We start from the raw sequence: 23,907 nt of genomic DNA, 5'->3' as shown, positions 1-23,907 counted from the left end.
CCTACAGGAACATCAGGAAATACAGCAGGAACACGTTAACTAACAGCAGCAGCACGCCGGTCGGCACCTGCGCCTTGATCACCGCATTCTTGTCCGGCAGCTCCAGCAGCGCCGCCGGCACGATGTTGAAGTTCGCCGCCATCGGCGTCATCAGCGTGCCGCAATAGCCGGAGAACATGCCGATCGCCGCCATCACCGCCGGGTTGCCGCCGTGTTGCAGCACCAGGATCGGAATGCCGATGCCTGCGGTGACGATCGGGAAAGCGGCGAAGGCGTTGCCCATCACCATGGTCAGCACCGCCATACCGATAGCGTAGACCGCCACGGCGATAAAACGGTTATCCACCGCCAGATACTCCTGGGTCAAATGCGAGATCGCAGTGCCGACGCCGGCGACGGTAAACAGCAACCCCAGCGTGGCGAGGATCTGCGGCAGAATGAACGCCCAGCCGATCGAATCCAGCAGGCGCCGCGCTTCCTGCACCGGCTGCAACGCCTTCTCATGGGTCATTTTCACCGCGATCGCCAGGCCAATCAGGCAGCCGACGGTCATCGAGAACAGCGTGATCAGCGTCGCGTGGTTACCGCTGCCGAACACCGCGCTTTGCAACGCCGGCACGTTGTTGAACAGCAGCACGCCGATCACCGTCACGACCGGGATCGCCAACGCGGGGATAAACAGCTTGTTGCCCAAACGCTTGGCGCTGGTCTCGCGCTCCTGCGGCGTTCGCTGATGATAGCTGCCGAGGCGCACACCGCCGAAGCCGGCGATCAGGGCCATCACCACCACCACCCCGCCAACGATGATGTGCAGCATGCGTTTCTCGTTACTGCCCTCGCCCAGTACGTCGCCCAGCAGGCGGTAAGTCCAGTCGCCGACCAGGAATACCAGGCCGTACAACCCCCAAAACAGCCCGGTGGTGATGCGGCGCGGGTTGGCGCGATCGCGGAAGGACATCACCGCCACAATCAGCAGCACCGCGCCGGCCAGCCAGTAGAGATATTGTTGCTGGAAGTTCATCGTGCCTCCCCCTTCGCCTGCAGCGCCGCCTGATTCAGCTGCGCCAGCTCGGCGCTCAGCTGCTTATCCATCCGATACAGCCGGAACGCGTGGATCAGGAAAGCGAAAATGGCGGTCGGAATGCCCCACAGCGCGATATGCAGCGGCTCGGTCTGAATGCCGCCGGACTCCAGCATAAAGTTATGCATGAAGATGATCGCGCCGAAGGCCACGAAGATATCCTCACCGAAGAACAGCCCGACGTTGTCGGTCGCGGCCGACATGGCGCGCAGGCGGTGGCGCGTACGCTCCGGCAGTTCGCCATAGCGGTTTTCCGTTGCCCCTTCCGCCATCGGCGCCAGCAGCGGCCGCACCATTTGCGGGTGCCCGCCCAGGCTGGTCAGCCCCATCGCCGCGGTGATCTCGCGCACGAACAGGTACACGATCAGCAAACGGCCGGCGGTGGCGCTTTTGATCTTGGCGATCCACGCCTGCGCCCGCTCTTTCAGCCCGTGGCGCTCCAGCAGGCCGATCACCGCCAGCGGCAGCAGCAGGATCAGCGGCAGGTTGCGGGTGTTGAGAAAGCCCTCGCCGAGCTTTTCCAGAATGACGTCCAGCGGCATCAGCGCCGCCAAACCGGTGATGATGCCGGCGGCGATCACCACCAGCACCGGGTTGAAACGCAATACAAATCCGACCACGATGGCGGCGATGCCGATCAGTGGCCAGAGATTCACGGCCTGTTCCATAGTCTTCCCTCGATATTTTCTAATAGTTTTTTGCTTGTGATGTTGTGTCTTGCTTTACGGCTTTATTGCTCCGCGCTGACGCGAATACCCTGTTGAACAAAACTGTCCCGCAGCTTGCGCGCATACGCCAGCGCATGTTCGCCGTCCCCGTGCAGGCAGACAGTTTCCGCCTGAACGGCGGCCCAGACGCCATCCACGCTGCGCACCCGGTGATGGCGCACCATCTCCAGCGTTTGCGCCAGCGCCTGTTCGTCATCCTCGATCAATGCCCCCGGCAAACCGCGCGGCACCAGCGTGCCGTCGGCCTGATAACCGCGATCGGCGAACACCTCCTGCCGGGTGGTCAGACCGAGTTTTTCCCCGGCGCGGATCAGCTCGCTCCCGGCCAGCCCCACCAGCCGCAGCGCCGGATCGACCGCCTGCACCGCCCGGGCGATCGCTTCCGCCAGCGCCGGTTCAACCGCCGCCTGGTTATACAGCATGCCGTGCGGCTTAACATGTACCATCACCCCACCCTCGGCGCGGGCGATCGCCGCCAGCGCCCCGAGCTGATACACCACCTGCGCGTACACCGTTTCCGGCGGCAGCTGCATGCGGGTGCGGCCGAAGTTCTCCCGATCGGGAAAACTCGGATGGGCGCCGATCGCCACGCCGTACTGCAATGCCCAGCGCACCGATTGACGCATGGTCTGCGCATCGCCGGCGTGGAAGCCGCAGGCGATGTTGGCCGAGCTCACCAATTGCAACAGCGCCTGATCGTTGGCGCAGCCTTCGCCGAGATCGGCGTTCAAATCAACGATCATGTAACCCCCAGGCAATCTGTCGAAGGAAGAGATCCTGCTCGGCTTTGGCGCGCTGCGCCTCCGTCAGTGAGCAGAGAACGAAGTGGATCGGTTCGCCGAGACGGATCTGCGCCAAGTGGTAGAGATCGGCTTCGATCACGCAGGCGATACGCGGGTAACCGCCGGTGGTTTGCGCATCGGCCATCAGCACGATCGGCTGGCCGTTATGCGGCACCTGCACCACGCCGGGCATCAGGCCATGCGACAGCATCTCGCGGTCGGTGGTGCGCTCCAGCGGCGTACCGCCGTGCAGGCGGTAGCCCATGCGGTTGCTCTGCGGGCTGAGCTGCCAGGCGGTGCGCCAAAACGTATCCTGCGCCTCTTCGCTGAATTCGGCGTACTCCGGCCCCGGCAGCGCGCGGATGCGGTTGGTGAACAGCAGCTGTTTCACGCCGCAGCGATGTTGCGGTTGAGCGGCTGATTTGCCCAGCGGCAGCCGATCGCCGTCCTTCAGGTTACGGCCTTCGTGGCCGCCAAAGGCGGCTTTCATGTCGGTGCTGCACGAGCCCAGCATTTCCGGCACGGCGATACCGCCCGAGATCGCCAGGTAGCTGCGCATGCCGCGTTTCGGCGTGCCCAGCGCCAGCCGCTGCCCCTTTTTCACCGGGTAGCGCCAGCCGGTCCACAGCGGCTTGCCGTCCAGCTGCGCGTCGCAGCCGGCGCCGGTCAGGGCGATCCAGCCAGAGTGGGTAAACTCGGCGCTGAACTGGCCGAGCGTGATCTCCAGCCCGGCGGCCTCCGGCGCGTTGCCCACCAGCAGGTTGGCGATCTTCAGCGCCGGTTGATCCAACGCCCCGCCGGTGCTGATGCCCAGGCGGCGGAATCCCTCGCGGCCCAAATCCTGCACCGTGGTATAGATGCCGGCACGCAGAATAATCAGCATACGCCCTCCTTCTGCGGCACGAAGCGCACGCTATCGCCCGGGCGCAGCAGCGTCGGCGGCATTTCATGCGGATTGAACAACGCCAGCGGCGTGCGGCCAATCAGTTGCCAGCCGCCGGGTGTCACCAGCGGATAGATGCCGGTCTGGCCGCCGCCGATGCCGACGGAGCCGGCCGCCACCGCCAGACGCGGTTCGGCGCGGCGCGGCGTCGCCAATTTTTCCGGCATGCCGCCCAAATAGGAGAAGCCCGGCTGAAAACCGAGGAAATAGACCACATAGGCCGCCGCCGCGTGGCATTCCACCACCTGCCGCGGGGTCATGCCGGTATGGCGCGCCACGTCATCCAGATCGGGGCCTTGCTCCCCGCCGTAGACCACCGGAATATCCACCTGGCGCGACTCCGGCGTCAGGCGCTCTTTGCTTTCCCAGCCCTGCTGCAGCAACGCAAGCATCGCTTCGGCGTCGGCCTGCGGCGTATGCAGCAACAGCGTCAGGTTGTTCATCCCCGGCACCACTTCCCGCACGTCGGGGTGGTGATTCAGCTTTTCCGCCAGCGCCCAGATGCGCTGCTGGCTCGGTAACGTCACCGGCGGCGACAGTTCAAGCACTACCGCTCTTTCACCCAACAGGTAATAACGTGCTTGTTGCACCCTTATTCTCCTTATTATTATCGCGATGAAAAACACACCAGTTATGCGTGACGCGGCCCCGGCTGTCAATAGAACGCAACCATAAGGAAAATAAGGAAATAGCGCGGTAAAAGGATTCAGCCGGCACACAGGCCGGGCTGGATCCGGGGAAGAAAAAAATCAGGCGGGATTCGGGATATCGATAAAGGTCACATCAAAGCCGTGGTGCTGGGCCAGCCAGTCCCCCAACGCTTTCACGCCACCGCGCTCGGTCGCATGGTGACCGGCGGCGAAGAAATGCACGCCCATTTCGCGCGCGCTATGAATGGTCTGCTCAGACACTTCACCGCTGATGAACGCATCGACGCCGAAGCGCGCCGCGCTGTCGATAAAGCCCTGGCCACCGCCGGTGCACCAGGCCACCCGGCGAATGTGCTCAGGCGCGTTATCGCCGCAGTGCAGCACCGCGCGCCCCAGCCGGCTTTCGATACGCTGCTGCAGCGCCTCGCCGGTCAGCGGCTGTTCAAATTCGCCGTGTGGCACCAGCGGCTCGACGTCGCCAATCACCCGAATGCCCAGCGCCTGCGCCAGCTGCGCGTTGTTACCCAGCACCGGATGCGCGTCCAGCGGCAGGTGGTAGCCGTACAGGTTAATATCGTGAGTCAACAGCGTTTTCAGACGATTGCGCTTCATGCCGCGCACCGCCGGCGCCTCATTTTTCCAGAAATAGCCGTGGTGCACGATAATCGCGTCGGCCTGATGCGCCACCGCGGCATCCAGCAGCGCCTGACAGGCGGTGACGCCGGTCACGATGCGCTGCACGTGCGGGCGGCCTTCTACCTGCAATCCGTTAGGGGCGTAGTCCTGAAACGCCGCGGCGTTCAGTTCCGTATTGATCAGTTGTTCCAGATCGAGGTTACGCATTCTCTTCTCTCTTCATAGTCAAAATGTCTGCCGGTCGCCCTGCGCCATCAGGATGAATTTCACGCCCAGATCGTTGCCCTGCGCCAGCTGCTGCGCAATGGCGGCGCGCGTGTCTTCGCCCTGCTTCAGGCTGGGCTTGATGTGGCTGATCACCACCGGCAGACCGTTCAGCGAACCTTCACCGCCGCTGTACTGCGTCAGGTTCTTCAACTCCTTCAGCAGCCAGGCCGGCGTCAAATGGCCGTACAGATGTTTATCCTCCACCCCATTGGGGTACGAGGTTTCGATAATCATACCTTTGAGCTTTTTCTGCTCGACAAGCGGCCCCAGCGTGCGCCAGACGGTATCGAGATCGCGTGATTGCTCCACCTTATCCGGCCCGGTATCACCGAAGTAGGCGAAGAACTCGCTGCCGTTGGAAATCAGCAGCATCGACGACGGGTAGCGATCGTGGCTAAGCGGGTACATCACGCCGGTCAACCCGGTCAGGCCGAGGGTAAAGCGCTGCTGCGGCCGCACCGTTTGCAGCCGGTAGGTGCCCAGCCGCGAACCGTTGCCGGCGTCGGTAAAGTTCGGCCAGGCCTTCCAGTTGAAGTAGTGATTACGCAGGGTCAGCACGGTGTCCGCCTGGGCGTAAACGGTTTTTTTATTGTCCTCGGGCGAGCCGACGATCAGCCCCGCCACGTGGTCCAGATGGCCATGGCTGATAAAGTAACTGCCGATCAACTGCCGGAACACATAGCCCTGCGGCGTGTAAGGCGCGGCCAGCTCGGGGGTCACCTGCGGGAAACTGCCCTTCTCCAACCCTTTGGCGATGCCCGGTAGCAGCGAGCCGGCGTCCAGCGCCACATACTGCGGCTGATTATCGCTGCGGATCAGATAAGAGGTCAGGTTGCCGTCGCTAACGCCGCCGTCGACGCCCAGCGCCACCACGTCAAAGCCGGCTATCGCCAGCGCCGAATAGCCGCTCAGGCACAGGGCCAGCACCTTTTTCATCATTGCGTCGCTCCTTGCAGTTGCCTCAAGACTCTCCCCGTTTCGCCGCCTCGAACGCCGCCAACGTCTCCATGCGGGCTTGTTTGTGATCGACGATCGGCAGCGGGTAGTTCAGCGTGCATCGCTGCTTTTCCGCCCAGCGATGGGGATGATGGATGTCATTGTCGGGCACATCCGCCAGTTCCGGCAACCATTTACGGATAAAAGTGCCTTGTGGATCAAAACGTTCACCCTGGGTGGTCGGATTGAAGATACGGAAATACGGCGCGGCGTCGGTGCCGGTGGACGCCGCCCACTGCCAGCCGCCGTTATTGGCCGCCAGATCCCCGTCCAGCAGTTGCGACATGAAATAGCGCTCCCCGGCGCGCCAGTCGATCAGCAGATCTTTCACCAGAAAACTGGCGCTGATCATGCGCAGCCGGTTGTGCATCCAGCCGGTGGCATTCAGTTGGCGCATGGCGGCATCGACGATCGGATAGCCGGTTTCGCCCCGCTGCCAGGCCTGCAGCTTCGCCGCGTCATCGCACCAGCGCACCTTGTCCGTCCAGGCGATAAATGGCCGATAGCGGCACAACGCGGGATAAGCCACCAGCAGATGACGGTAGAACTCGCGCCAAATCAGCTCGTTCAGCCAGGCGAAAGCGCCGCTCTCGCGATCTTCCAGCAGCTGCGGGCATTCGGCGCGCAGGCGGTTGAAGCACTGGCGCGGCGACAGCGCACCGATCGCCAGATAGGGCGACAGGCTGCTGGTGCCGGCGATGGCGGGCAGATCGCGCTGCCGAAGGTAATCCTGCACCTGCTCACGACAAAAGGCGCGCAGCCGCTGCAGCGCGGCCTCCTCGCCGGCGGGATAGTCATCCCCAATTTCCGCCGCGGGATAATCGAACGCCGCCGGCGCCTCAGGCGCAGGCAACGCACCATCGGCACGGATCTTCGGCGCCGGCAGGCAGCTCACGTCGGACTCGGTCAGGCGCTGAATAAAGGCGTTGCGAAACGGCGTATAAACCTTGTACATCTCGCCGCCGCCGGTGAGCACGCTGCCCGGCGGCAACAGCAGGCTGTCATCAAAACCGTGGCACGTTACCCGGTCGCTCAATCGCTGTTCCAACTGCTCATCGCGGCGCCGTTCATTCAGTTCATACTGGCGGTTGTAAAACAGCGCATCTACCTGCTCTCGCTCGCAATAGTCCGCCAGCCAGTCGATCGACGCGGCAAAGTCCGCACAGGCATGGCAATGCAGCGCAATGCCCTTTTGCGCCAGCGCCTGTTGCACCGCCTGCAGGCTGGCGTGGATCAGCGCCGCCTGCCGCGGCGCCATCTCATGTTGCCGCCACTGCTCCGGTGTGGCGATAAACACCGCCAGCACCCGGGCTTTCGGATCGCTGCAGGCGGCGTGCAGGGCTTTGTTGTCGGTGATACGCAGATCGTTACGCAACCAGACCAGATGCGTGGTCATAAAACTCCTTGTCAATCAATGGCCGTAACGCAAACGCAGCGCCTCCGGGTAAGGTTCGAAATAGCGTTGTTCCGCCAGATAGCGATCGGGGTATTCCGCCATGTAATGCTTGAGCAGCGCGATCGGCGCCAGCAGCGGCTGCATACCCTGCCGGTAGCGATCGATCAGGTGCGCCAGCTCCTGGCGCTGCGCCGCGCTAAGCTGACGACGGAAGTAGCCCTGCACGTGCATTAACACGTTGGTGTGGTTGCGCCGCGTCGCTTTGTGCGCCAACAGCGCCATCAGGCGGCTGCGGTATTCCACGGCGAAGGCCTCCAGCGAGTCCCAACAGTGAATATCGGCGACGAAGCGCCCCAGCTCGCGGTACGCCGGCTGCGAATGCGCCAGCAGCGACAGCTTGTAGCGGCTGTGAAACGCGATCAGCCCGCCGCGGGTCAGCCCCTGACGCCACAGCATGTTCAACTCATACAGCGCGTACACTCGCTCGATAAAGTTTTCCCGCAGCGCCGCATCCTGCAATCGTCCATCTTCTTCCACCGGCAGCCACGGCATCTGACGCAGCAGCTCAGCGGTAAACAGCCCAACGCCGTTTTTACGCGAGTCCTTGCCGTTCTCGCTGTAGACCCGCACCCGTTCCAGGCCGCAGCTCGGCGACTTGGCGCAGACGATATAGCCGCACAGGTGCTGCAACGCGGCCACGCGCTGCGCGGAGAAACTGCGCATCTCCTCGGTCAGATCCACGCCGGCGTCGTTGCTGTAGCGCATCGCCGGCCACGGCTGCGCCTGTTTCACCAGGCGCAGCGCCGGGCGCGGCGTGGGCAGGCCGATCGCCATTTCCGGGCAAACGGGCTCAAAGCGCACATAGGGCGCCAACTGTTCCACCGCAAAAGCCAGCCGCTTGTGGCCACCGTCGAAACGCACCGCGTCGCCCAGTAAACAGGCGCTGATGCCGATAGGGATCTTGTCGCTCATACCGCTCTCCCATGTTGTTGACCGATGAGGAAAGTGTAGAAGAATGGCTTGCCAAATACGACCTTACGCTTGATAGGGGTGGCCAGAGGCATAAAAAAACCCCCGCCACAGGGCGAGGGTTTTTTCGTGAATCGGCAGCGACTCAGTAGAAATCGCAGGACGCCAGTTCCGCCTGCTGCAGCCAGACCGGCTTATCGCTGGTTTTTGACCAGACGCGGTGCAGGTAGCTGTAAAAACGCCCGCGATCGCTGCGGAACAGCATCACCGGCAGGGCCAAAATGCCCGCGATAACCACTGCGCTGCGGCGCAGGAGAATCCGATGCAGTGAATAAGCGTGATAGGTCGTAGACATGCGAACCTCCTTAAAAACGCCTGCCGTTGATTTGTCAGGGAAAACGGCGTGGGCGTATCAAATGAACAATCGGTAATTTGGTAACTGAGCAAAATTTTAGCGCACTTGATGAAAGTTTACTACTCATCCGACCACTAAATCGCACAAAAAATCGCTAATCACCGCAGCGATTCGTAATTTTGTTACAGTCAGGTTAATTTTTAACTAATCATGGGTTACATTGTGGTTATTATCCGGTTCCTGCTTCCACACCCTGCCCTTGCTTATTCACTCATCAGGCGCAATCTCGCCGCCAACCTGCTGCTTGAAATGCTCAATTTCCGCTGAAATTTCAGCCATTTTTATACTTTTTTTACACCCGCCCGCGCGATTTTTTCATCTTCTTTCTACCCCGCTCCCTACACTGCCTCTATCAAAAACAACACCTCTGGAGGTGTCCCGTGAGTTTCAGCGTTATTGGTGGTGCGCTGTTGGTCCTGCTGCTGTTGGCCTATCTGGTCTACGCCCTGTTTAACGCGGAGGATTTCTGATGGCGGCTTCAGCCTTTTTACTGATCGCCAGTTTCCTGCTGGTGCTTCTGCTGCTGGCCCGGCCGCTGGGCGGCTTTATGGCGCGCCTGATCGAAGGTGAGCCGCTGCCTGCGCTGCGCGGGGTGGAAGCCGGCGTCTGGCGCGCCTGCGGCATCCGCGCCACCGAGATGAACTGGTGGCAATACGCGCTGGCGATCCTGGCGTTCAACCTGCTCGGCCTGGCGTTGCTGTTCGCCCTGCTGATGACGCAGGGCTCGCTGCCGCTCAACCCGCAAGGCTTCCCGGGCCTCTCCTGGGATCTGGCACTCAACACCGCCGTCAGCTTCGTCACCAACACCAACTGGCAGGCCTACAGCGGTGAAAGCGCTCTCAGCTATTTCAGCCAGATGGCCGGGCTGGCGGTGCAGAACTTCGTCTCCGCCTCCACCGGCATCGCCGTGGCCTTTGCGCTGATCCGCGCCTTTACCCGCCGCGCCGGCAAGACCGTCGGCAACGCCTGGGCCGATCTGTTCCGCATCACGCTGTATGTGCTGCTGCCGATCGCGCTGCTGATCGCCCTGTTCTTCGTCAGCCAGGGCACGCTGCAAAACTTCCTGCCTTACCTGCACGTCACCACGCTCGAAGGTGCGCAGCAGACGCTGCCGATGGGGCCAGTGGCCTCGCAGGAAGCGATCAAGATGCTCGGCACCAACGGCGGCGGCTTCTTCGGCGCCAACTCGGCGCACCCGTTCGAGAACCCAACCGTGCTGACCAACTTCGTGCAGATGCTGGCCATCTTCCTGATCCCCTGCGCGCTGTGCTTCTCCTTCGGCCAGTTGGCCGGTGAAAACCGTCAGGGCCACGCGCTGATCTGGGCGATGGCGCTGATCTTCGTGGTGGCGGTGGTGGTGGTGATGGTCGCCGAGCTGGCGGGCAACCCGCACCTGAGCGCGCTGGGCGCCGACAGCAACATCAATATGGAAGGCAAAGAGTCGCGCTTTGGCATTCTCGCCACCAGCCTGTTCTCGGTGGTGACCACCGCCGCGTCCTGCGGGGCGGTCAACGCCATGCACGACTCCTTCACCGCGCTGGGCGGCATGGTACCGATGTGGCTGATGCAGATCGGTGAAGTGGTGTTCGGCGGCGTAGGCTCCGGCCTGTACGGCATGCTGCTGTTCGTACTGCTGACGGTATTTATCGCCGGCCTGATGATCGGCCGCACCCCGGAATATCTGGGCAAGAAAATCGACGTTTACGACATGAAGATGACCGCGCTGGCGATCCTGGTCACGCCGACGCTGGTGTTGCTGGGCAGCGCGCTGGCCATCGGCACCGACGCGGGCCGCGCCGGCATCCTCAACCCGGGCGCTCACGGCTTCAGCGAAGTGCTGTACGCCCTGTCCTCCGCCGCCAACAACAACGGCAGCGCCTTCGCCGGGTTGAGCGTCAATACGCCGTTTTACAACCTGCTGCTGGCCTTCGCCATGTTCGTCGGCCGCTTCGGGGTGATCCTGCCGGTGCTGGCGATCGCCGGTTCGCTGAGCGCCAAACAACGCCAGCCGGCGGGCAACGGCACCCTGCCGACCTATGGGCCGCTGTTTATCGGCCTGCTGATCGGCACCGTATTGCTGGTGGGTGCACTGACCTTCGTGCCGGCGCTGGCGCTAGGCCCGGTGGCCGAGCATTTGCAGCTTTGGTTGGCAAACTAACCGACGTCACAGAGAGAGAATAAGAGATGACTCGCAAACAACGCGCGCTGTTTGAACCGGCTCTGGTGCGCACCGCGCTGATCGATGCGGTGAAAAAACTGGATCCTCGCGTTCAATGGCGCAACCCGGTGATGTTCGTGGTGTATATCGGCAGCCTGCTGACCACCGCCATCTGGCTGGCGATCCTCGCCGGCCAAACCGACGGTGCCGCCGCCTTTACCGGCAGCGTCGCCCTGTGGTTGTGGTTCACCGTGCTGTTCGCCAACTTCGCCGAGGCGCTGGCCGAAGGCCGCAGCAAGGCCCAGGCGGAAAGCCTGAAAGGCACCAAGAAAACCAGCTGGGCGAAAAAGCTGGCCGGCCCGCGCCGCGACGGCGCCACGGAGAAAGTGGCCGCCGAAAGCCTGCGCAAAGGCGATATCGTACTGGTGGAAGCCGGCGATACCGTCCCGTGCGACGGCGAAGTGCTGGAAGGCGGCGCCTCGGTAGATGAAAGCGCCATCACCGGCGAATCCGCCCCGGTGATCCGCGAATCCGGCGGGGACTTCTCCTCGGTCACCGGCGGCACCCGCGTGCTGTCCGACTGGCTGGTGGTACAGTGCAGCGTCAACCCGGGGGAAACCTTCCTCGATCGCATGATCGCCATGGTGGAAGGCGCCAAGCGCCGCAAAACGCCGAACGAGATCGCGCTGACCATCCTGCTGGTGGCGCTGACCATCGTGTTCGTCCTGGCCACCGCCACCCTGTTCCCGTTCTCGCAATACAGCGTGGAAGCAGCCGGCAGCGGCAGCGTAGTCACCATCACCGTGCTGGTCGCCTTGCTGGTTTGCCTGATCCCCACCACCATCGGTGGCCTGCTGTCCGCCATCGGCGTGGCCGGGATGAGCCGCATGCTCGGCGCCAACGTGATCGCCACCAGCGGCCGCGCGGTGGAAGCCGCCGGCGACGTGGACGTGCTTCTGCTGGATAAAACCGGCACCATCACGCTGGGCAACCGCCAGGCTTCAGAGTTCCTGCCGGCGCCGGGCGTGAAAGAGCAAGAGCTGGCGGACGCCGCGCAGCTGGCCTCGCTGGCGGACGAAACGCCGGAAGGCCGCAGCATCGTGGTGTTGGCCAAACAGCGCTTCAACCTGCGCGAACGCGATCTGCAGGCGCTGAACGCCACCTTCGTGCCCTTCTCCGCCCAGACCCGCATGAGCGGCGTCAACGTGCAGGAGCGCATGATCCGTAAAGGCGCAGTGGATGCCATTCGCCGTCACGTCGAAACCAATCAGGGGCACTTCCCGCGGGCGGTGGACGATCTGGTGGAAAGCGTGGCGCGCACCGGCGGCACGCCGCTGGTGGTGGCGGAAGGCGCCCGAGTGCTGGGCGTGGTGGCGCTGAAGGATATCGTCAAGGGCGGCATCAAGGAACGCTTCAATGAGCTGCGCAAGATGGGCATCAAAACGGTGATGATCACCGGCGATAACCCGCTGACCGCGGCGGCGATCGCCGCCGAAGCCGGAGTGGACGACTTCCTGTCGGAAGCCACGCCGGAAGCCAAGCTGGCGCTGATCCGCCAGTATCAGGCGGAAGGCCGTCTGGTGGCGATGACCGGCGACGGCACCAACGACGCCCCGGCGCTGGCGCAGGCCGATGTGGCGGTGGCGATGAACTCCGGCACCCAGGCCGCCAAAGAGGCGGGCAACATGGTCGATCTGGATTCCAACCCGACCAAGCTGATCGAAGTGGTACACATCGGCAAACAGATGCTGATGACGCGCGGCTCGCTGACCACCTTCAGCATCGCCAACGACGTGGCCAAATACTTCGCCATTATTCCGGCGGCGTTCGCGGCCACCTATCCGCAGCTGAACGCGCTGAACGTGATGCACCTGCACTCCCCTGCCTCCGCCATCATGTCGGCGGTGATCTTCAACGCCCTGGTGATTGTGTTCCTGATCCCGCTGGCGTTGAAAGGGGTGAGTTACAAACCGATGAGCGCCGCGGCCTTGCTGCGCCGCAACCTGTGGCTGTACGGGGTCGGCGGCCTGCTGGTGCCGTTCGTCGGCATCAAACTGATCGACCTGATCCTGGTCGCGCTGCACGTCGCCGGTTAACCATTGAGGGAAATGAACATGACGTATTTACGACCTGCGCTGGTGATGTTGATCCTGCTGACGCTGATCACCGGCATCGCCTATCCGCTGCTGACCACCGGGCTGGCGCAGCTGCTGTTTTCGGGCGCGGCCAACGGTTCGCTGCTGTACCAGGGCGACAAGGCGGTCGGCTCCGCACTGATCGGCCAGAACTTCACGCGCGCCGACTATTTCTGGGGCCGCCCATCGGCCACCGGCGATTCGGCCTATAATTCGCTGGCCTCCGCCGGCAGCAACCTGGCGGCCACCAACCCGGCGCTGGATAAGGCTATCGCCGAGCGCGCAGCGCAGCTGCGCCAGGCCAATCCTGCGATGAGCGGCCCGATCCCGGTCGATCTGCTGACCGCCTCCGGCAGTGGGTTGGATCCGCAGATCTCGATCGCCGCGGCGCGGTATCAGCTGGCGCGGGTCGCGGCGGCGCGTCATTTGCCGCCGGAACAGGTCGCCAAACTGATCGAAGACAACACCGATCGGGCCACGCCCAACTTCATGGGCGAATCGGTGGTGAACGTGTTGAAGCTGAACCTGGCGCTGGATGCGTTGAAGTAACGCGCCGTATTCAGCATAGTGATAGGGTTCGGCATGCCGAACCCCTTTTTGCTTGGTAACACAAGGAATTGTCATGGTCGAAGAAGAACAGCAGCGTCCCGATCCCGACAGCCTGCTGGCGCTGGCCAATGAAAAACCGCGCGGCCGGTTGAAGGTATTCTTCGGCGCCTGCGCCGGCGTCGGCAAGACCTACGCCATGCTGCAGGAGGCCCAGCGCTTGCGCGCTCAGGGGCTGGACGTGTTGGTCGGCGTGGTGGAAACCCACGGCCGCAGCGAGACCGCCGCCCTGCTCGACGGCCTGGCGCTGCTGCCGCAAAAGCGCATCCAGCATCGTGGGCGACTGGTGCAGGAATTCGACCTCGACGCCGCGTTGGCGCGCCACCCAGCGCTGATCCTGATGGACGAACTGGCGCACAGCAACGCCCACGGTTCGCGCCACCCCAAACGCTGGCAGGATGTGGAAGAGCTGCTGGACGCCGGCATCGACGTGCTGACGACCGTCAACGTGCAACATTTGGAAAGTCTGAACGACGTGGTGGGCGGCGTGACCGGCGTGCGGGTGCGCGAAACGGTGCCCGACCACGTGTTTGACGAGGCCAGCGAAGTGGTGCTGGTCGATCTGCCGCCGGACGATCTGCGCCGACGGCTGCACGAAGGCAAAGTGTATATTCCCGGCCAAGCCGAGCGCGCCATCGAGCACTTCTTCCGCAAAGGTAACCTGATCGCCCTGCGCGAGCTGGCGCTGCGCCGCACCGCCGATCGGGTCGATGACCAGATGCGCGAATTTCGTGACACCCAGGGGCGCGAGAAAGTGTGGCACACTCGCGACAGCATTCTGCTGTGCGTCGGCCACAACAGCGGCAACGAAAAGCTGGTGCGCATCGCCGCCCGGCTGGCGGCGCGGCTTGGCTGCCACTGGCATGCGGTCTACGTGGAAACCCCCAAGCTGCACCGGCTGCCGGAAAACCAGCGCCGCGCCATTCTGCGCGCGCTGCGGCTGGCGCAGGAACTGGGTGCCGAAACCGCTACCCTGGCCGATCCGTCCGAAGAGCGTGCGGTGCTGCGCTACGCCCGCGAGCATAACCTCGGCAAAATCATCATCGGCCGCCGCAGCGAGCAGCGCTGGAAGCTGCGCGGCAGCTTCGCCGATCGCCTCGGCCGGCTGGGCCCGGATCTCGATCTGGTGATCGTCGCGCTGGAGAGCGACGCCGCACAGCCGCCGCCAGGCAAGGAGCACGACGGCCGCAGCTTCAATGAGAAATGGCGCATGCAGCTGCGCGGCTGCGCGGTGGCGGTGGCGCTGTGCGCGCTGATAACCCTGCTCTCGCAGTGGCTGCTGCCGGGCTTCGATCAGGCCAACCTGGTGATGGTCTACCTGCTCGGCGTGGCGATCGTCGCACTGTTCTTCGGCCGCTGGCCATCGGTGCTGGCAGCGGTGATCAACGTCGCCAGTTTCGATCTGTTCTTCGTTCAGCCCGAATGGTCGTTCGCCGTCAGCGATATGCAGTATCTGCTGACCTTCGGCGTGATGCTCGCCGTCGGCATCATCATCGGCAACCTGACCGCCGGGGTGCGTTATCAGGCCCGGGTGGCGCGCTATCGCGAGCAGCGGGCGCGCCATCTGTACGAAATGTCGCGCGGGCTGAGCCGCGCGCTGACCGTGGCCGACATCGCCAACACCAGCCGTCATTTCCTCTCCAGCAGCTTCCAGGCGAAAACCGTGCTGCTGCTGCCGCAGGAAGGCGGCCGGCTGCAGCAAATGGTCGGCGAGGAAGGCGGGCTGCTGTCGGTAGACGAAGCCATCGCGCGCTGGAGTTTCGATAAAGGCTTGCCGGCCGGCGCCGGCACCGACACCCTGCCCGGCGTGCCTTACCAACTTCTACCGCTCAATACCCCCAAGCAGACCTTCGGCCTGTTGGCGATCGAGCCCAATAACCTGCGCCAGCTGATGGTGCCGGAACAGCAGCGGTTGCTGCAAACCTTCGCAGTGCTGATCGCCAGCGCGCTGGAACGGCTGCACCTGGCGCGCAGCGCCGAAGAAGCCAAGCTGGACGCCGAACGCGAACAGCTGCGCAACTCGCTGCTGGCGGCGCTGTCGCACGATCTGCGCACGCCGCTGACGGTACTGTTCGGCCAGGCGGAAATCCTCACGCTGGACCTGGCGGCCGAAGGCTCCAATCACGCCACCCAGGCCAGCCAGATCCGCCAGCAGGTGCTGAGCACCACCCGGCTGGTGAACAACCTGCTGGATATGGCGCGCTTCCAGTCCGGCGGTTTCAGCCTGCGCAAAGAGTGGCAGTCGCTGGAAGAGATCGTCGGCGCTTCGCTGCACATGCTGGAGCCGCTGCTCAGCCAGCATCCGATCGAGGTCGAGCTGCCGCCGGAACAGATCCTGGTCAACTGCGACGGTAGCCTGCTGGAACGGGTGTTCACCAACCTGTTGGAAAACGCCAATAAATACGCCGGCGCCGAGGCCACCATCGGCATTCGCGCCCGCACGCTGCCCGAGTGGCTGGAAGTCGAGGTCTGGGATAACGGCCCCGGCATCCCCGCCGATCAGCTGCAGCTAATTTTCGACAAGTTTTCACGCGGCAATAAAGAGTCGGCGATCCCCGGCGTCGGCTTGGGGTTAGCGATTTGTCGTGCCATTATTGAAGTGCATGACGGCCGCATCTGGGCGGAAAACGGCGCCAACGGCGGCGCCAGCTTCCGCTTCGTGCTGCCGCTGGAAAAACCGCCCGAGATCGACGGCGACGCCTTCGATCTGTAATCAACGCAGAGGAAACGTGAGCATAACGCCAACCAACATTCTGATTGTTGAAGATGAAAAAGAGATCCGCCGCTTCGTGCGCACCGCGCTGGAGAGCGAAGGCCTGCGGGTATTTGAAAGTGAAACGCTGCAGCGCGGGTTGATTGAAGCCGGCACGCGCAAACCGGATCTGATCATTCTTGATTTGGGCTTGCCGGACGGCGACGGGCTGAGCTACATCCGCGATCTGCGGCAGTGGAGCGCCATTCCGGTGATCGTGCTCTCGGCGCGCAACGCCGAAGAGGACAAGATCGCCGCGCTGGACGCCGGCGCCGACGACTATCTCAGCAAACCGTTCGGCATCGGCGAGCTGCTGGCGCGGGTGCGGGTCGCACTGCGCCGCCACTCAGCTAACCAACAGGAAAGCCCGCTGGTGAGCTTTTCGGCGATCACCGTCGATCTGGTGAATCGCCGGGTGCTGCGCAACGACGAAGATCTGCATCTGACGCCGATCGAGTTTCGCCTGCTGGCGGAGCTACTGGCCAACGCCGGCAAAGTGATCACCCAACGCCAGCTGTTGAGCCACGTCTGGGGGCCGAACTACGTGGAGCACAGCCACTATCTGCGCATCTACATGGGCCACCTGCGGCAGAAGCTCGAAGCCGATCCGGCCCGGCCCAAACACCTGCTGACCGAAACCGGCGTCGGCTATCGCTTCATGCCTTAACCCCGGTGGGCGCGGTTTGCCGCGCCTTTACGCCGCCGGGCCCTTCTTCAATCCGACCATAAATTCCTTAAACGCCTCGCGCAGCGGAGCGAACACCGGGTGTTTGCGGTTTTCGATCATCACTTCGGAGAACAGCTTCAATCCTACGGCGAAGGCCGCGCTCTGCTCGGGGCCGAAGTTCAGATCGTCACGCGCCCGAATGCGCTCGACGATCTCGAGAATATCGTCGTGGTTGGTCACCTCAAAACTCAGCGGTGCTTTCTCGACGGGGTTGCCCTGGCGATCGCTCAGGGCTTCAACGGTAATGTTAAAACGGTGGCCGGGCATCAGTTCTTCTCCTGCTGCGTGGGTTGAATATGCATTTCGCTTTCGATCGCCGCCACGGCGGTCAGCAACGCGGCGTTGATGCGCTCCACCTGCTGCGGCGTGAGATCGGCGCGCATCACGTTGCCGCGCAGCAGGCTGCGCAGACGGTTCATGGCGTCATAGATGCCTTCCGCCAGGTTGCCGTGCCGATGATGCTCGCGGCCGGCGCCCGCCAGGCGCGCCAGAATGACGTCAACCACCTGTTGATGCTTTTGCAGCTCGCCCTCGCCCGCCGCGGTGATGCGGTAGCTTTTGCGGCCGTTGCCGGTGGTGAGCGGTTCGAGGAAGTCCTGCTCTTCCAGCAGCGTCAGCGTGGGGTAAATCACCCCCGGGCTCGGCACGTACAGGCCGGATGACGCTTCCTCGATCGCCTTGATCAATTCGTACCCGTGGCTGGGCTTGCGCGCCACCAGCGCCAGCAACACCAGGCGCAGATCGCCGTGTTCGAACAGACGATGACGCCCGCCCCGGCCACCGCGCCCACCTCGGCCGTGCGCTTCGCCTTCGCCGCCGAAGTGATGGCGTCCGCCGCGATGACGGCGGCCCTCTTCGCACTCATGATGGTGGTGGTGATGCCGGTGTAAACCTAATCGATGAAACATAGGGTGATACCTCGCTTTAACAGTGAACATCAATACGAGGTTGTTTAGATATATCTAAACAGCGTCGATAGCGCTAATCTAGATCGATATATCTAAATGCGCAAGCACGTACCGTGAAAAAAGATATATCTAAATTACAGGCATAAAAAAAGCGCTGTAAAAACAGCGCTTTTTATCCATCAAGAAAAGCGATTACTTGGCGGAAGCCAGCACTTCGCTGACGATCTCGACCGCTTCGTGCTCAATCTTCTCGCGGTGTTCCGCCCCGAGGAAGCTCTCGCAGTAGATCTTGTAAGCCTCTTCAGTACCGGAAGGACGGGCCGCGAACCAACCATTGTCAGTCATCACTTTCAAGCCGCCGATCGACGCGCCGTTGCCCGGCGCCGCGGTCAGACGTGCGGTGATCGGATCCCCGCCCAGCGTACTGGCCTTGACCATCTCCGGCGACAGTTTGGACAGCGCCGCTTTCTGCGCATGGGTTGCCGGCGCCTGGATGCGGTTGTAGCTCGGCGCGCCGAAGCGCTTGGCCAGATCGTCATAATGATGCTGCGGGTTCTCACCGGTTACCGCGGTGATTTCAGCCGCCAGCAGGCACATGATGATACCGTCTTTGTCGGTCGACCACGGCTGGCCGTTGAAGCGCAGGAACGAGGCCCCAGCGCTTTCTTCGCCGCCGAAGCCCAGGCTGCCGTCGAACAGGCCGTCCACGAACCACTTGAAGCCGACCGGCACTTCCACCAGCTTGCGCCCCAGGTCAGCCACCACGCGGTCGATCATCGCGCTGGATACCAGCGTTTTACCTACCGCCACATCGGCGCCCCACTGCGGGCGATGTTGGAACAGGTAGTTGATGGCTACCGCCAGATAGTGGTTCGGGTTCATCAGGCCCTTCGGCGTGACGATGCCGTGACGGTCGTAATCCGGATCGTTGGCGAACGCCAGATCGAATTTGTCGCGCAGCGCCAGCAGGCCGGCCATCGCCGACTCGGACGAGCAGTCCATGCGGATGATGCCGTCATGGTCCAGGTGCATAAAGCGGAAGGTCTGATCGATGGAGTCGTTCACCAGCGTCAGATCCAGCTTGTAGTGTTCCGCCACCCGCTGCCAATAGGCGATGCCGGAGCCGCCGAGCGGATCCACGCCCAGCTTCAGGCCGGCGCGTTGAATGGCCGGCATGTCGACCACGTCAACCAGGCCTTCGACATAAGGCTGCACCAGATCTTTGGCATGCAGGTGGCCGCTGTTCCAGGCCTTATCCAGCGACTGACGCTGAACGCCTTTCAACTGCTGCGCCAGCAGTTCGTTGGCGCGCTTCTCGATCACTGACGTCAGGTTGGTGTCAGCCGGGCCGCCGTTCGGCGGATTGTATTTGATACCGCCGTCTTCCGGCGGGTTATGGGACGGCGTAATGACGATGCCGTCGGCCTGAGCGCCGCCGCGGCGGTTGTGGCACAGAATGGCGTGCGATACCGCCGGCGTTGGCGTGAAGCCGTTGTTTTCCTGCACGATCACATCGACGCCGTTGGCGGTCAGCACTTCCAGCACGGAAATGAAGGCCGGCTCGGACAGTGCATGGGTGTCTTTGCCCACGTAGCACGGGCCGGTAGTGCCTTGCTGATGACGAACTTCGGCGATCGCCTGAGCGATGGCGAGGATGTGCGCTTCGTTGAAGCTGTGGCGCTGCGCGCTGCCGCGGTGGCCGGAGGTACCAAACTTCACCGCATGTGCGGCATTGCCGGCTTCCGGTTGCAGCACATAGTACTGCGACGTCAGCTGGGCTACGTTGATCAGATCGCTTTGGCGGGCGGGCTGCCCGGCACGTGGATTATTCGCCATCGACATATCTCCCTCATCCCTGTCGGTGACCGGGCAAATACGTCGCGCACGGCCATCATGACGGGCTGTTCGCTAAATTAGACGGTACCGCAAACTTTCTCGATCAGTTCCGCCGGGAACTGCATCGCCTGCATGATGTGTTCGATCATGCTGCGCTTGCGGCCGGTATTGGTATTGGTGATCACCCAGTAAGGGGTGCCCGGTACATGCTTCGGCTTGGTGTGCGTGCCGTTGGCCAGCAGAGTCTGCTGATCGCCGGCGAAATAGGTGCGGGTACGGCCGGTCAACGCCTCGGTAGCGGCGGCGAAACCGGCGGCATCGAGGGTGTACAGCGTGGACAGCACCAGCATGAAACGGTTGACCGCTTTGTTCTGCTCGGCGTATTCATCCGACAGCAGCAGTTCACGCACGGCGCGTACGCGATCGCGCGGACGCTGAGCCGGCACCGCTTTTTCCAGCTCGACGGACTGTGACGCACTGGCGGCAGGCAACGCGCGCACCGGTTGCCCGGCGGTGAATTTCAACATGCGGCGTAAAATATCGGACGCGCTTTCACCGATGTGTTGCGTGTGGCTGGCAATATAACGGTAAAGCTCTTCGTCGACTTCAATAGTTTTCATCTTTATCCAATACTGTTTTTTCTACTTAGAACCTGAAGCCAGATCCTGCATTCAAGCCATGGGATTATAAGGTTAAAAGCGCTGGGGCGAACACAACAATGTGCCTCCGGACGGCAAATGCAGACTAATACCTATAGCCGGCACTGCCAAGCCCGCGCCGCGAAAATTCCGCATGATTCATCGTGCGATTCAATCATGATACCCTAATCTGAATCTCTCTCAGTATGAACTTCGCCATGAAATTACATTATCAACTGCTGGCCGCCGAGTCAGACGCGCTGCCGGTGCTGCTGATCCACGGGCTGTTCGGCAATCTGGACAACCTGGGCGTGCTGGCGCGCGATCTGCATAAACAGCACAGTGTGATCAAGGTCGATCTGCGCAACCACGGCCTCTCCCCGCGCGCCGACGACATGAACTACCCCGCCATGGCGCAGGATCTGCTGGCGCTGCTCGACGAACTGCAGCTGGAAAAAGCGATCGTCATCGGCCATTCGATGGGCGGCAAAGCGGCGATGGCACTGACCGCCATCGCGCCCGAGCGCATCGCCAGGCTGATCGTCATCGACGTCGCGCCCGTGGATTACCAAACCCGCCGCCACGACGAGATCTTCGCCGCGCTGAAGGCCGTCAGCGCCGCCGGCATTACCCAGCGCCAGGCGGCTGCCCAACTGATGCGCGACTACCTGCAGGAAGAAGGCGTCATCCAGTTCCTGCTGAAGTCCTTCCATAACGGTGAATGGCGCTTCAACCTACCGGTACTGATCGAACGCTACGCAGACATTACCGGCTGGCAGGAAGTCCCGGCCTGGCCACACCCGACCCTGTTCATTCGCGGCGGCCTGTCGCCGTACGTGCAGGACAGCTACCGTGCAGACATCGCCCGCCAGTTCCCGCAGGCCCGCGCACACGTCGTCGCCGGCACCGGCCATTGGGTGCACGCCGAAAAACCGGAAGCGGTGCTGCGCGCCATCCACCGTTTCCTCGGCGAAGCCTGAAAAATACGTTAATCTGGCGAAAAAACGCGCTAAAGATAACGGCTTAGCGCGTTTAGCCCGCAGTTAGGCATTGTCGCCGCTCCATCTGCTGGGGTAATATGGCGCGCTATAATTTTGCCGCCGCGCCAGCGCGTTCGCGAACGCCGGTTCGGAGGTGAATTTGGGTTAGGGTTTATTGGCCCGAAGTGTGTTAACCGATGCCTCCGGAAGCGTGCGAGCGCTTTTTGATGCAAACTCCCTTGCAGTACCGCTACCTATGGCAAAAGAACAAACGGATCGCACGACGCTGGATCTGTTCGCAGATGAACGCCGTCCGGGGCGCCCGAAAACCAACCCGCTTTCCCGCGATGAACAGCTTAGAATCAATAAGCGCAATCAGTTACGGCGCGATAAAGTGCGTGGATTGCGACGCGTAGAGCTGAAAATCAACGCGGACGCGGTGGATGCCCTGAACAAACTGGCGGAACAGCGCAACATCAGCCGCAGCGAACTCATCGAGCAGATGCTGTTGGCACAACTGGCGGAAGAACAGCCGGAACATTGATCTCTTCGGCCGCACGCGCGGCGCGGCGTTAAGGACAACGCCGGATCGACCCCGCTTTTCTTCATTCTCCGGCATCGCATAAATGCGATAAAACCCCGGCGCCACTTTCTGGCATGATACGCATTTACCGGTAAGAGACTGCGCCTGTCGGCGCCCGCCCCGGAGGCGAAAGGCTCTTGCCATGGCATCATTTTAATCGGCGTCAGCGGCGGCAGTGCTGGCATCGAGTAATGCAATTACTTGAATTTAAAGGTTATACGCGATATGGCTACTGTAGGCATTTTCTTTGGCAGCGACACTGGCAATACCGAAAACATTGCCAAAATGATCCAGAAAATTCTCCAGAAACAGTTTGGCGACGACGTCTCTGAAGTGCATGACATCGCTAAAAGCAGCAAAGAAGACCTGGAAGGGTTCGATATCCTGCTGCTGGGTATCCCGACCTGGTACTACGGTGAAGCGCAGTGTGACTGGGATGATTTCTTCCCGACGCTGGAAGAAGTCGACTTCAACGGCAAACTGGTGGCGCTGTTCGGCTGCGGCGACCAGGAAGACTACGCGGAATACTTCTGTGACGCGATGGGCACCATCCGCGACATCATCGAACCGCGCGGCGCAGCCATCGTGGGCCACTGGCCGACCAAAGGCTACCACTTCGAGGCCTCCAAAGGCCTGGCGGACGACGATCACTTCATCGGTCTGGCGATCGACGAAGACCGTCAGCCGGAGCTGACCAACGAGCGCGTGGACGCTTGGGTCAAACAGATTGTCGAAGAGCTGAGCCTGGCCGATATTGTCGGCTAAACCCCGGCACTGGCGAAAGGTTGAACAAAGGCCCTGTAAAGTGCATAGTGTGCCGACAGGGCCGTCATCGGCAACAGGGATTGCTGCGATAGAAGCTACAGATTTGTAACTTCCCACCCCGTCACGGTAGACTGAGATATCGGTTTATCCCATCCATCAAGGCGTTGCATGCAAAACATGCAATAGTGCAATTATATCTTTGTTAACAACCGGCGGTTTCCATTTAGTACAACCGGTTCTATAATGAGACGCATTAACTCTTTGTGCCGACCGATGCCACAGGCGAGTACGCCTCAACTTGATTAGCATAGTAACAGGACTGAATTCGCATGACCGACAACAACATCGCATTGAAGAAGGCCGGCTTAAAAGTCACGCTTCCGCGACTCAAAATCCTGGAAGTACTGCAAAATCCGGAATGCCATCACGTCAGTGCGGAAGATTTGTACAAAAAACTGATTGATATGGGCGAAGAGATCGGGCTGGCAACGGTTTATCGCGTACTGAACCAGTTTGACGATGCGGGCATTGTGACACGTCACAATTTCGAAGGCGGCAAGTCCGTGTTCGAGCTGACCCAACAGCATCACCACGATCACCTGATTTGCCTGGACTGCGGCAAAGTGATCGAATTCAGCGACGAATCCATCGAAGTGCGCCAGCGTGATATCGCCAAGCAGCACGGTATCAAGCTCACCAACCACAGCCTGTACCTGTACGGCCACTGTGAAACCGGTGACTGCCGCGAAGACGAAACGCTGCACGACAAGAAGTAAGCCCTGACCGGCTATGAAAAACCGCCTCACACCGAGGCGGTTTTTTTATGCCCGCCGTACAGCAGACAAAAAAATCCCCGGACAAGCCGGGGGAAAATCATGTCATGAAATATCACAATTGCAGCGGCACAGCGACTCCACGTACTACTCTCACTACAACGTCCGCCCTACGCCGACACG

Annotated in this window: 24 protein-coding genes; 10 read left to right on the top strand and 14 right to left on the bottom strand. The window is 61.9% G+C overall.

The genetic code is table 11. The features are described from left to right. Nucleotide 1 precedes the first annotated feature (1 nt). From ACJ8J4_RS10915 to ACJ8J4_RS10870, 10 genes are all read right to left on the bottom strand, one after another. Complete coding sequence (locus ACJ8J4_RS10915; RefSeq protein ID WP_025301878.1) at nucleotides 2-1,021, bottom strand: DUF979 domain-containing protein; 1,020 nt, start codon at nucleotides 1,019-1,021, stop codon at nucleotides 2-4. Beyond that, a complete protein-coding gene (locus ACJ8J4_RS10910; RefSeq protein WP_016928734.1) occupies nucleotides 1,018-1,749 on the bottom strand; it encodes a DUF969 domain-containing protein in 732 nt (243 codons plus the stop codon). The genes ACJ8J4_RS10915 and ACJ8J4_RS10910 overlap by 4 nt, the downstream gene beginning before the upstream one ends. A 62-nt stretch (nucleotides 1,750-1,811) precedes the next feature. After that, nucleotides 1,812-2,552 carry a 5-oxoprolinase subunit PxpA gene (pxpA, locus tag ACJ8J4_RS10905; RefSeq protein WP_025301876.1) on the bottom strand — a complete coding sequence of 247 codons (741 nt, stop codon included), beginning with the start codon at nucleotides 2,550-2,552 and terminating at the stop codon, nucleotides 1,812-1,814. Beyond that, nucleotides 2,542-3,474 (bottom strand): 5-oxoprolinase subunit PxpC, encoded by a 933-nt coding sequence (pxpC, locus tag ACJ8J4_RS10900; protein ID WP_049208635.1) that lies wholly within the window; start codon nucleotides 3,472-3,474, stop codon nucleotides 2,542-2,544. Before pxpC ends, pxpA begins: the two co-directional genes overlap by 11 nt. Next, entirely contained in the window at nucleotides 3,468-4,124 is a 657-nt protein-coding gene (gene pxpB, locus ACJ8J4_RS10895) for a 5-oxoprolinase subunit PxpB (protein ID WP_025301874.1), read from the bottom strand. The genes pxpC and pxpB overlap by 7 nt, the downstream gene beginning before the upstream one ends. A gap of 159 nt (nucleotides 4,125-4,283) precedes the next feature. Beyond that, nucleotides 4,284-5,027, bottom strand: coding sequence for a type 2 GTP cyclohydrolase I (locus ACJ8J4_RS10890; protein WP_025301873.1), 744 nt, complete (start codon nucleotides 5,025-5,027; stop codon nucleotides 4,284-4,286). An 18-nt stretch (nucleotides 5,028-5,045) separates the two neighbouring features. After that, nucleotides 5,046-6,026 carry an MBL fold metallo-hydrolase gene (locus ACJ8J4_RS10885; RefSeq protein WP_164063593.1) on the bottom strand — a complete coding sequence of 327 codons (981 nt, stop codon included), beginning with the start codon at nucleotides 6,024-6,026 and terminating at the stop codon, nucleotides 5,046-5,048. Nucleotides 6,027-6,048: 22 nt separating this feature from the next. Next, nucleotides 6,049-7,479, bottom strand: coding sequence for a deoxyribodipyrimidine photo-lyase (gene phrB / locus ACJ8J4_RS10880; RefSeq protein ID WP_099816696.1), 1,431 nt, complete (start codon nucleotides 7,477-7,479; stop codon nucleotides 6,049-6,051). A gap of 15 nt (nucleotides 7,480-7,494) precedes the next feature. After that, nucleotides 7,495-8,451, bottom strand: coding sequence for a YbgA family protein (locus tag ACJ8J4_RS10875; protein ID WP_049208639.1), 957 nt, complete (start codon nucleotides 8,449-8,451; stop codon nucleotides 7,495-7,497). A 142-nt stretch (nucleotides 8,452-8,593) separates the two neighbouring features. Next, nucleotides 8,594-8,803 carry a YbfA family protein gene (locus ACJ8J4_RS10870; protein ID WP_004939916.1) on the bottom strand — a complete coding sequence of 70 codons (210 nt, stop codon included), beginning with the start codon at nucleotides 8,801-8,803 and terminating at the stop codon, nucleotides 8,594-8,596. A gap of 440 nt (nucleotides 8,804-9,243) precedes the next feature. Between ACJ8J4_RS10870 and ACJ8J4_RS10865 the strand changes: the two genes are divergently transcribed. The 6 genes from ACJ8J4_RS10865 (at nucleotide 9,244) to kdpE (ending at nucleotide 17,181) form a co-directional block, all read left to right on the top strand. Further along, nucleotides 9,244-9,333 (top strand): K(+)-transporting ATPase subunit F, encoded by a 90-nt coding sequence (locus ACJ8J4_RS10865; RefSeq protein WP_016928742.1) that lies wholly within the window; start codon nucleotides 9,244-9,246, stop codon nucleotides 9,331-9,333. Then, nucleotides 9,333-11,021 (top strand): potassium-transporting ATPase subunit KdpA, encoded by a 1,689-nt coding sequence (gene kdpA / locus ACJ8J4_RS10860; protein WP_043136574.1) that lies wholly within the window; start codon nucleotides 9,333-9,335, stop codon nucleotides 11,019-11,021. Before ACJ8J4_RS10865 ends, kdpA begins: the two co-directional genes overlap by 1 nt. A gap of 26 nt (nucleotides 11,022-11,047) precedes the next feature. Then, the gene (gene kdpB / locus ACJ8J4_RS10855; RefSeq protein WP_025301868.1) at nucleotides 11,048-13,117 is read left to right on the top strand and encodes a potassium-transporting ATPase subunit KdpB; all 2,070 of its coding nucleotides are present in this window, start codon (nucleotides 11,048-11,050) and stop codon (nucleotides 13,115-13,117) included. Between the two features lie 18 nt (nucleotides 13,118-13,135). Next, nucleotides 13,136-13,705 (top strand): potassium-transporting ATPase subunit KdpC, encoded by a 570-nt coding sequence (kdpC, locus tag ACJ8J4_RS10850; protein ID WP_025301867.1) that lies wholly within the window; start codon nucleotides 13,136-13,138, stop codon nucleotides 13,703-13,705. Nucleotides 13,706-13,778: 73 nt separating this feature from the next. Continuing rightward, nucleotides 13,779-16,475, top strand: coding sequence for a two-component system sensor histidine kinase KdpD (gene kdpD, locus ACJ8J4_RS10845; protein ID WP_197835206.1), 2,697 nt, complete (start codon nucleotides 13,779-13,781; stop codon nucleotides 16,473-16,475). 16 nt (nucleotides 16,476-16,491) lie between these two features. Next, nucleotides 16,492-17,181, top strand: a complete 690-nt coding sequence (kdpE, locus tag ACJ8J4_RS10840; RefSeq protein ID WP_016928747.1) for a two-component system response regulator KdpE — start codon at nucleotides 16,492-16,494, stop codon at nucleotides 17,179-17,181. A gap of 27 nt (nucleotides 17,182-17,208) precedes the next feature. Here kdpE and ACJ8J4_RS10835 read toward each other — a convergent pair whose 3' ends face one another. The 4 genes from ACJ8J4_RS10835 to seqA all read right to left on the bottom strand — a co-directional run bounded on the left by ACJ8J4_RS10835 (nucleotide 17,209) and on the right by seqA (nucleotide 20,605). Continuing rightward, on the bottom strand, nucleotides 17,209-17,508 hold the full coding sequence (locus tag ACJ8J4_RS10835) for a DUF3861 domain-containing protein (protein ID WP_004939927.1): 300 nt from the start codon (nucleotides 17,506-17,508) through the stop codon (nucleotides 17,209-17,211). Then, entirely contained in the window at nucleotides 17,508-18,149 is a 642-nt protein-coding gene (locus ACJ8J4_RS10830; RefSeq protein WP_197835204.1) for a PadR family transcriptional regulator, read from the bottom strand. Before ACJ8J4_RS10830 ends, ACJ8J4_RS10835 begins: the two co-directional genes overlap by 1 nt. A 192-nt stretch (nucleotides 18,150-18,341) precedes the next feature. Continuing rightward, entirely contained in the window at nucleotides 18,342-19,985 is a 1,644-nt protein-coding gene (gene pgm / locus ACJ8J4_RS10825; protein WP_016928750.1) for a phosphoglucomutase (alpha-D-glucose-1,6-bisphosphate-dependent), read from the bottom strand. A 77-nt stretch (nucleotides 19,986-20,062) separates the two neighbouring features. Next, nucleotides 20,063-20,605: a replication initiation negative regulator SeqA gene (gene seqA, locus ACJ8J4_RS10820; RefSeq protein WP_025301864.1), complete on the bottom strand. Its 543-nt coding sequence runs from the start codon at nucleotides 20,603-20,605 to the stop codon at nucleotides 20,063-20,065. 224 nt (nucleotides 20,606-20,829) lie between these two features. Between seqA and ybfF the strand changes: the two genes are divergently transcribed. The 4 genes from ybfF to fur all read left to right on the top strand — a co-directional run bounded on the left by ybfF (nucleotide 20,830) and on the right by fur (nucleotide 23,727). Continuing rightward, the gene (gene ybfF, locus ACJ8J4_RS10815) at nucleotides 20,830-21,603 is read left to right on the top strand and encodes an esterase (RefSeq protein ID WP_025301863.1); all 774 of its coding nucleotides are present in this window, start codon (nucleotides 20,830-20,832) and stop codon (nucleotides 21,601-21,603) included. Between the two features lie 256 nt (nucleotides 21,604-21,859). Continuing rightward, nucleotides 21,860-22,147 carry a LexA regulated protein gene (gene ybfE, locus ACJ8J4_RS10810; RefSeq protein WP_004939936.1) on the top strand — a complete coding sequence of 96 codons (288 nt, stop codon included), beginning with the start codon at nucleotides 21,860-21,862 and terminating at the stop codon, nucleotides 22,145-22,147. Nucleotides 22,148-22,411: 264 nt separating this feature from the next. After that, nucleotides 22,412-22,951: a flavodoxin FldA gene (gene fldA / locus ACJ8J4_RS10805; RefSeq protein ID WP_025301862.1), complete on the top strand. Its 540-nt coding sequence runs from the start codon at nucleotides 22,412-22,414 to the stop codon at nucleotides 22,949-22,951. 329 nt (nucleotides 22,952-23,280) lie between these two features. Beyond that, nucleotides 23,281-23,727, top strand: coding sequence for a ferric iron uptake transcriptional regulator (gene fur, locus ACJ8J4_RS10800; protein ID WP_019454058.1), 447 nt, complete (start codon nucleotides 23,281-23,283; stop codon nucleotides 23,725-23,727). Nucleotides 23,728-23,907 lie beyond the last annotated feature (180 nt).

It is taken from the genome of Serratia sp. CY47280, assembly GCF_052168655.1.
In the GTDB taxonomy this organism is placed as follows: Bacteria; Pseudomonadota; Gammaproteobacteria; order Enterobacterales; family Enterobacteriaceae; genus Serratia; species Serratia bockelmannii.
This window is presented reverse-complemented; position numbering and strand designations above follow the sequence as displayed.

What these genes read in the sequence shown, in the direction of transcription:
- ACJ8J4_RS10915 (WP_025301878.1), bottom strand. Translation starts at nt 1,021, where the DNA reads ATGAACTTCCAGCAACAATATCTCTACTGGCTGGCCGGCGCGGTGCTG.
- ACJ8J4_RS10910 (WP_016928734.1), bottom strand. Translation starts at nt 1,749, where the DNA reads ATGGAACAGGCCGTGAATCTCTGGCCACTGATCGGCATCGCCGCCATC.
- pxpA (WP_025301876.1), bottom strand. Translation starts at nt 2,552, where the DNA reads ATGATCGTTGATTTGAACGCCGATCTCGGCGAAGGCTGCGCCAACGAT.
- pxpC (WP_049208635.1), bottom strand. Translation starts at nt 3,474, where the DNA reads ATGCTGATTATTCTGCGTGCCGGCATCTATACCACGGTGCAGGATTTG.
- ACJ8J4_RS10890 (WP_025301873.1), bottom strand. Translation starts at nt 5,027, where the DNA reads ATGCGTAACCTCGATCTGGAACAACTGATCAATACGGAACTGAACGCC.
- ACJ8J4_RS10885 (WP_164063593.1), bottom strand. Translation starts at nt 6,026, where the DNA reads ATGATGAAAAAGGTGCTGGCCCTGTGCCTGAGCGGCTATTCGGCGCTG.
- phrB (WP_099816696.1), bottom strand. Translation starts at nt 7,479, where the DNA reads ATGACCACGCATCTGGTCTGGTTGCGTAACGATCTGCGTATCACCGAC.
- ACJ8J4_RS10875 (WP_049208639.1), bottom strand. Translation starts at nt 8,451, where the DNA reads ATGAGCGACAAGATCCCTATCGGCATCAGCGCCTGTTTACTGGGCGAC.
- ACJ8J4_RS10870 (WP_004939916.1), bottom strand. Translation starts at nt 8,803, where the DNA reads ATGTCTACGACCTATCACGCTTATTCACTGCATCGGATTCTCCTGCGC.
- kdpA (WP_043136574.1), top strand. Translation starts at nt 9,333, where the DNA reads ATGGCGGCTTCAGCCTTTTTACTGATCGCCAGTTTCCTGCTGGTGCTT.
- kdpB (WP_025301868.1), top strand. Translation starts at nt 11,048, where the DNA reads ATGACTCGCAAACAACGCGCGCTGTTTGAACCGGCTCTGGTGCGCACC.
- kdpC (WP_025301867.1), top strand. Translation starts at nt 13,136, where the DNA reads ATGACGTATTTACGACCTGCGCTGGTGATGTTGATCCTGCTGACGCTG.
- kdpD (WP_197835206.1), top strand. Translation starts at nt 13,779, where the DNA reads ATGGTCGAAGAAGAACAGCAGCGTCCCGATCCCGACAGCCTGCTGGCG.
- ACJ8J4_RS10835 (WP_004939927.1), bottom strand. Translation starts at nt 17,508, where the DNA reads ATGCCCGGCCACCGTTTTAACATTACCGTTGAAGCCCTGAGCGATCGC.
- ACJ8J4_RS10830 (WP_197835204.1), bottom strand. Translation starts at nt 18,149, where the DNA reads ATGTTTCATCGATTAGGTTTACACCGGCATCACCACCACCATCATGAG.
- pgm (WP_016928750.1), bottom strand. Translation starts at nt 19,985, where the DNA reads ATGGCGAATAATCCACGTGCCGGGCAGCCCGCCCGCCAAAGCGATCTG.
- seqA (WP_025301864.1), bottom strand. Translation starts at nt 20,605, where the DNA reads ATGAAAACTATTGAAGTCGACGAAGAGCTTTACCGTTATATTGCCAGC.
- ybfF (WP_025301863.1), top strand. Translation starts at nt 20,830, where the DNA reads ATGAACTTCGCCATGAAATTACATTATCAACTGCTGGCCGCCGAGTCA.
- ybfE (WP_004939936.1), top strand. Translation starts at nt 21,860, where the DNA reads ATGGCAAAAGAACAAACGGATCGCACGACGCTGGATCTGTTCGCAGAT.
- fldA (WP_025301862.1), top strand. Translation starts at nt 22,412, where the DNA reads ATGGCTACTGTAGGCATTTTCTTTGGCAGCGACACTGGCAATACCGAA.
- fur (WP_019454058.1), top strand. Translation starts at nt 23,281, where the DNA reads ATGACCGACAACAACATCGCATTGAAGAAGGCCGGCTTAAAAGTCACG.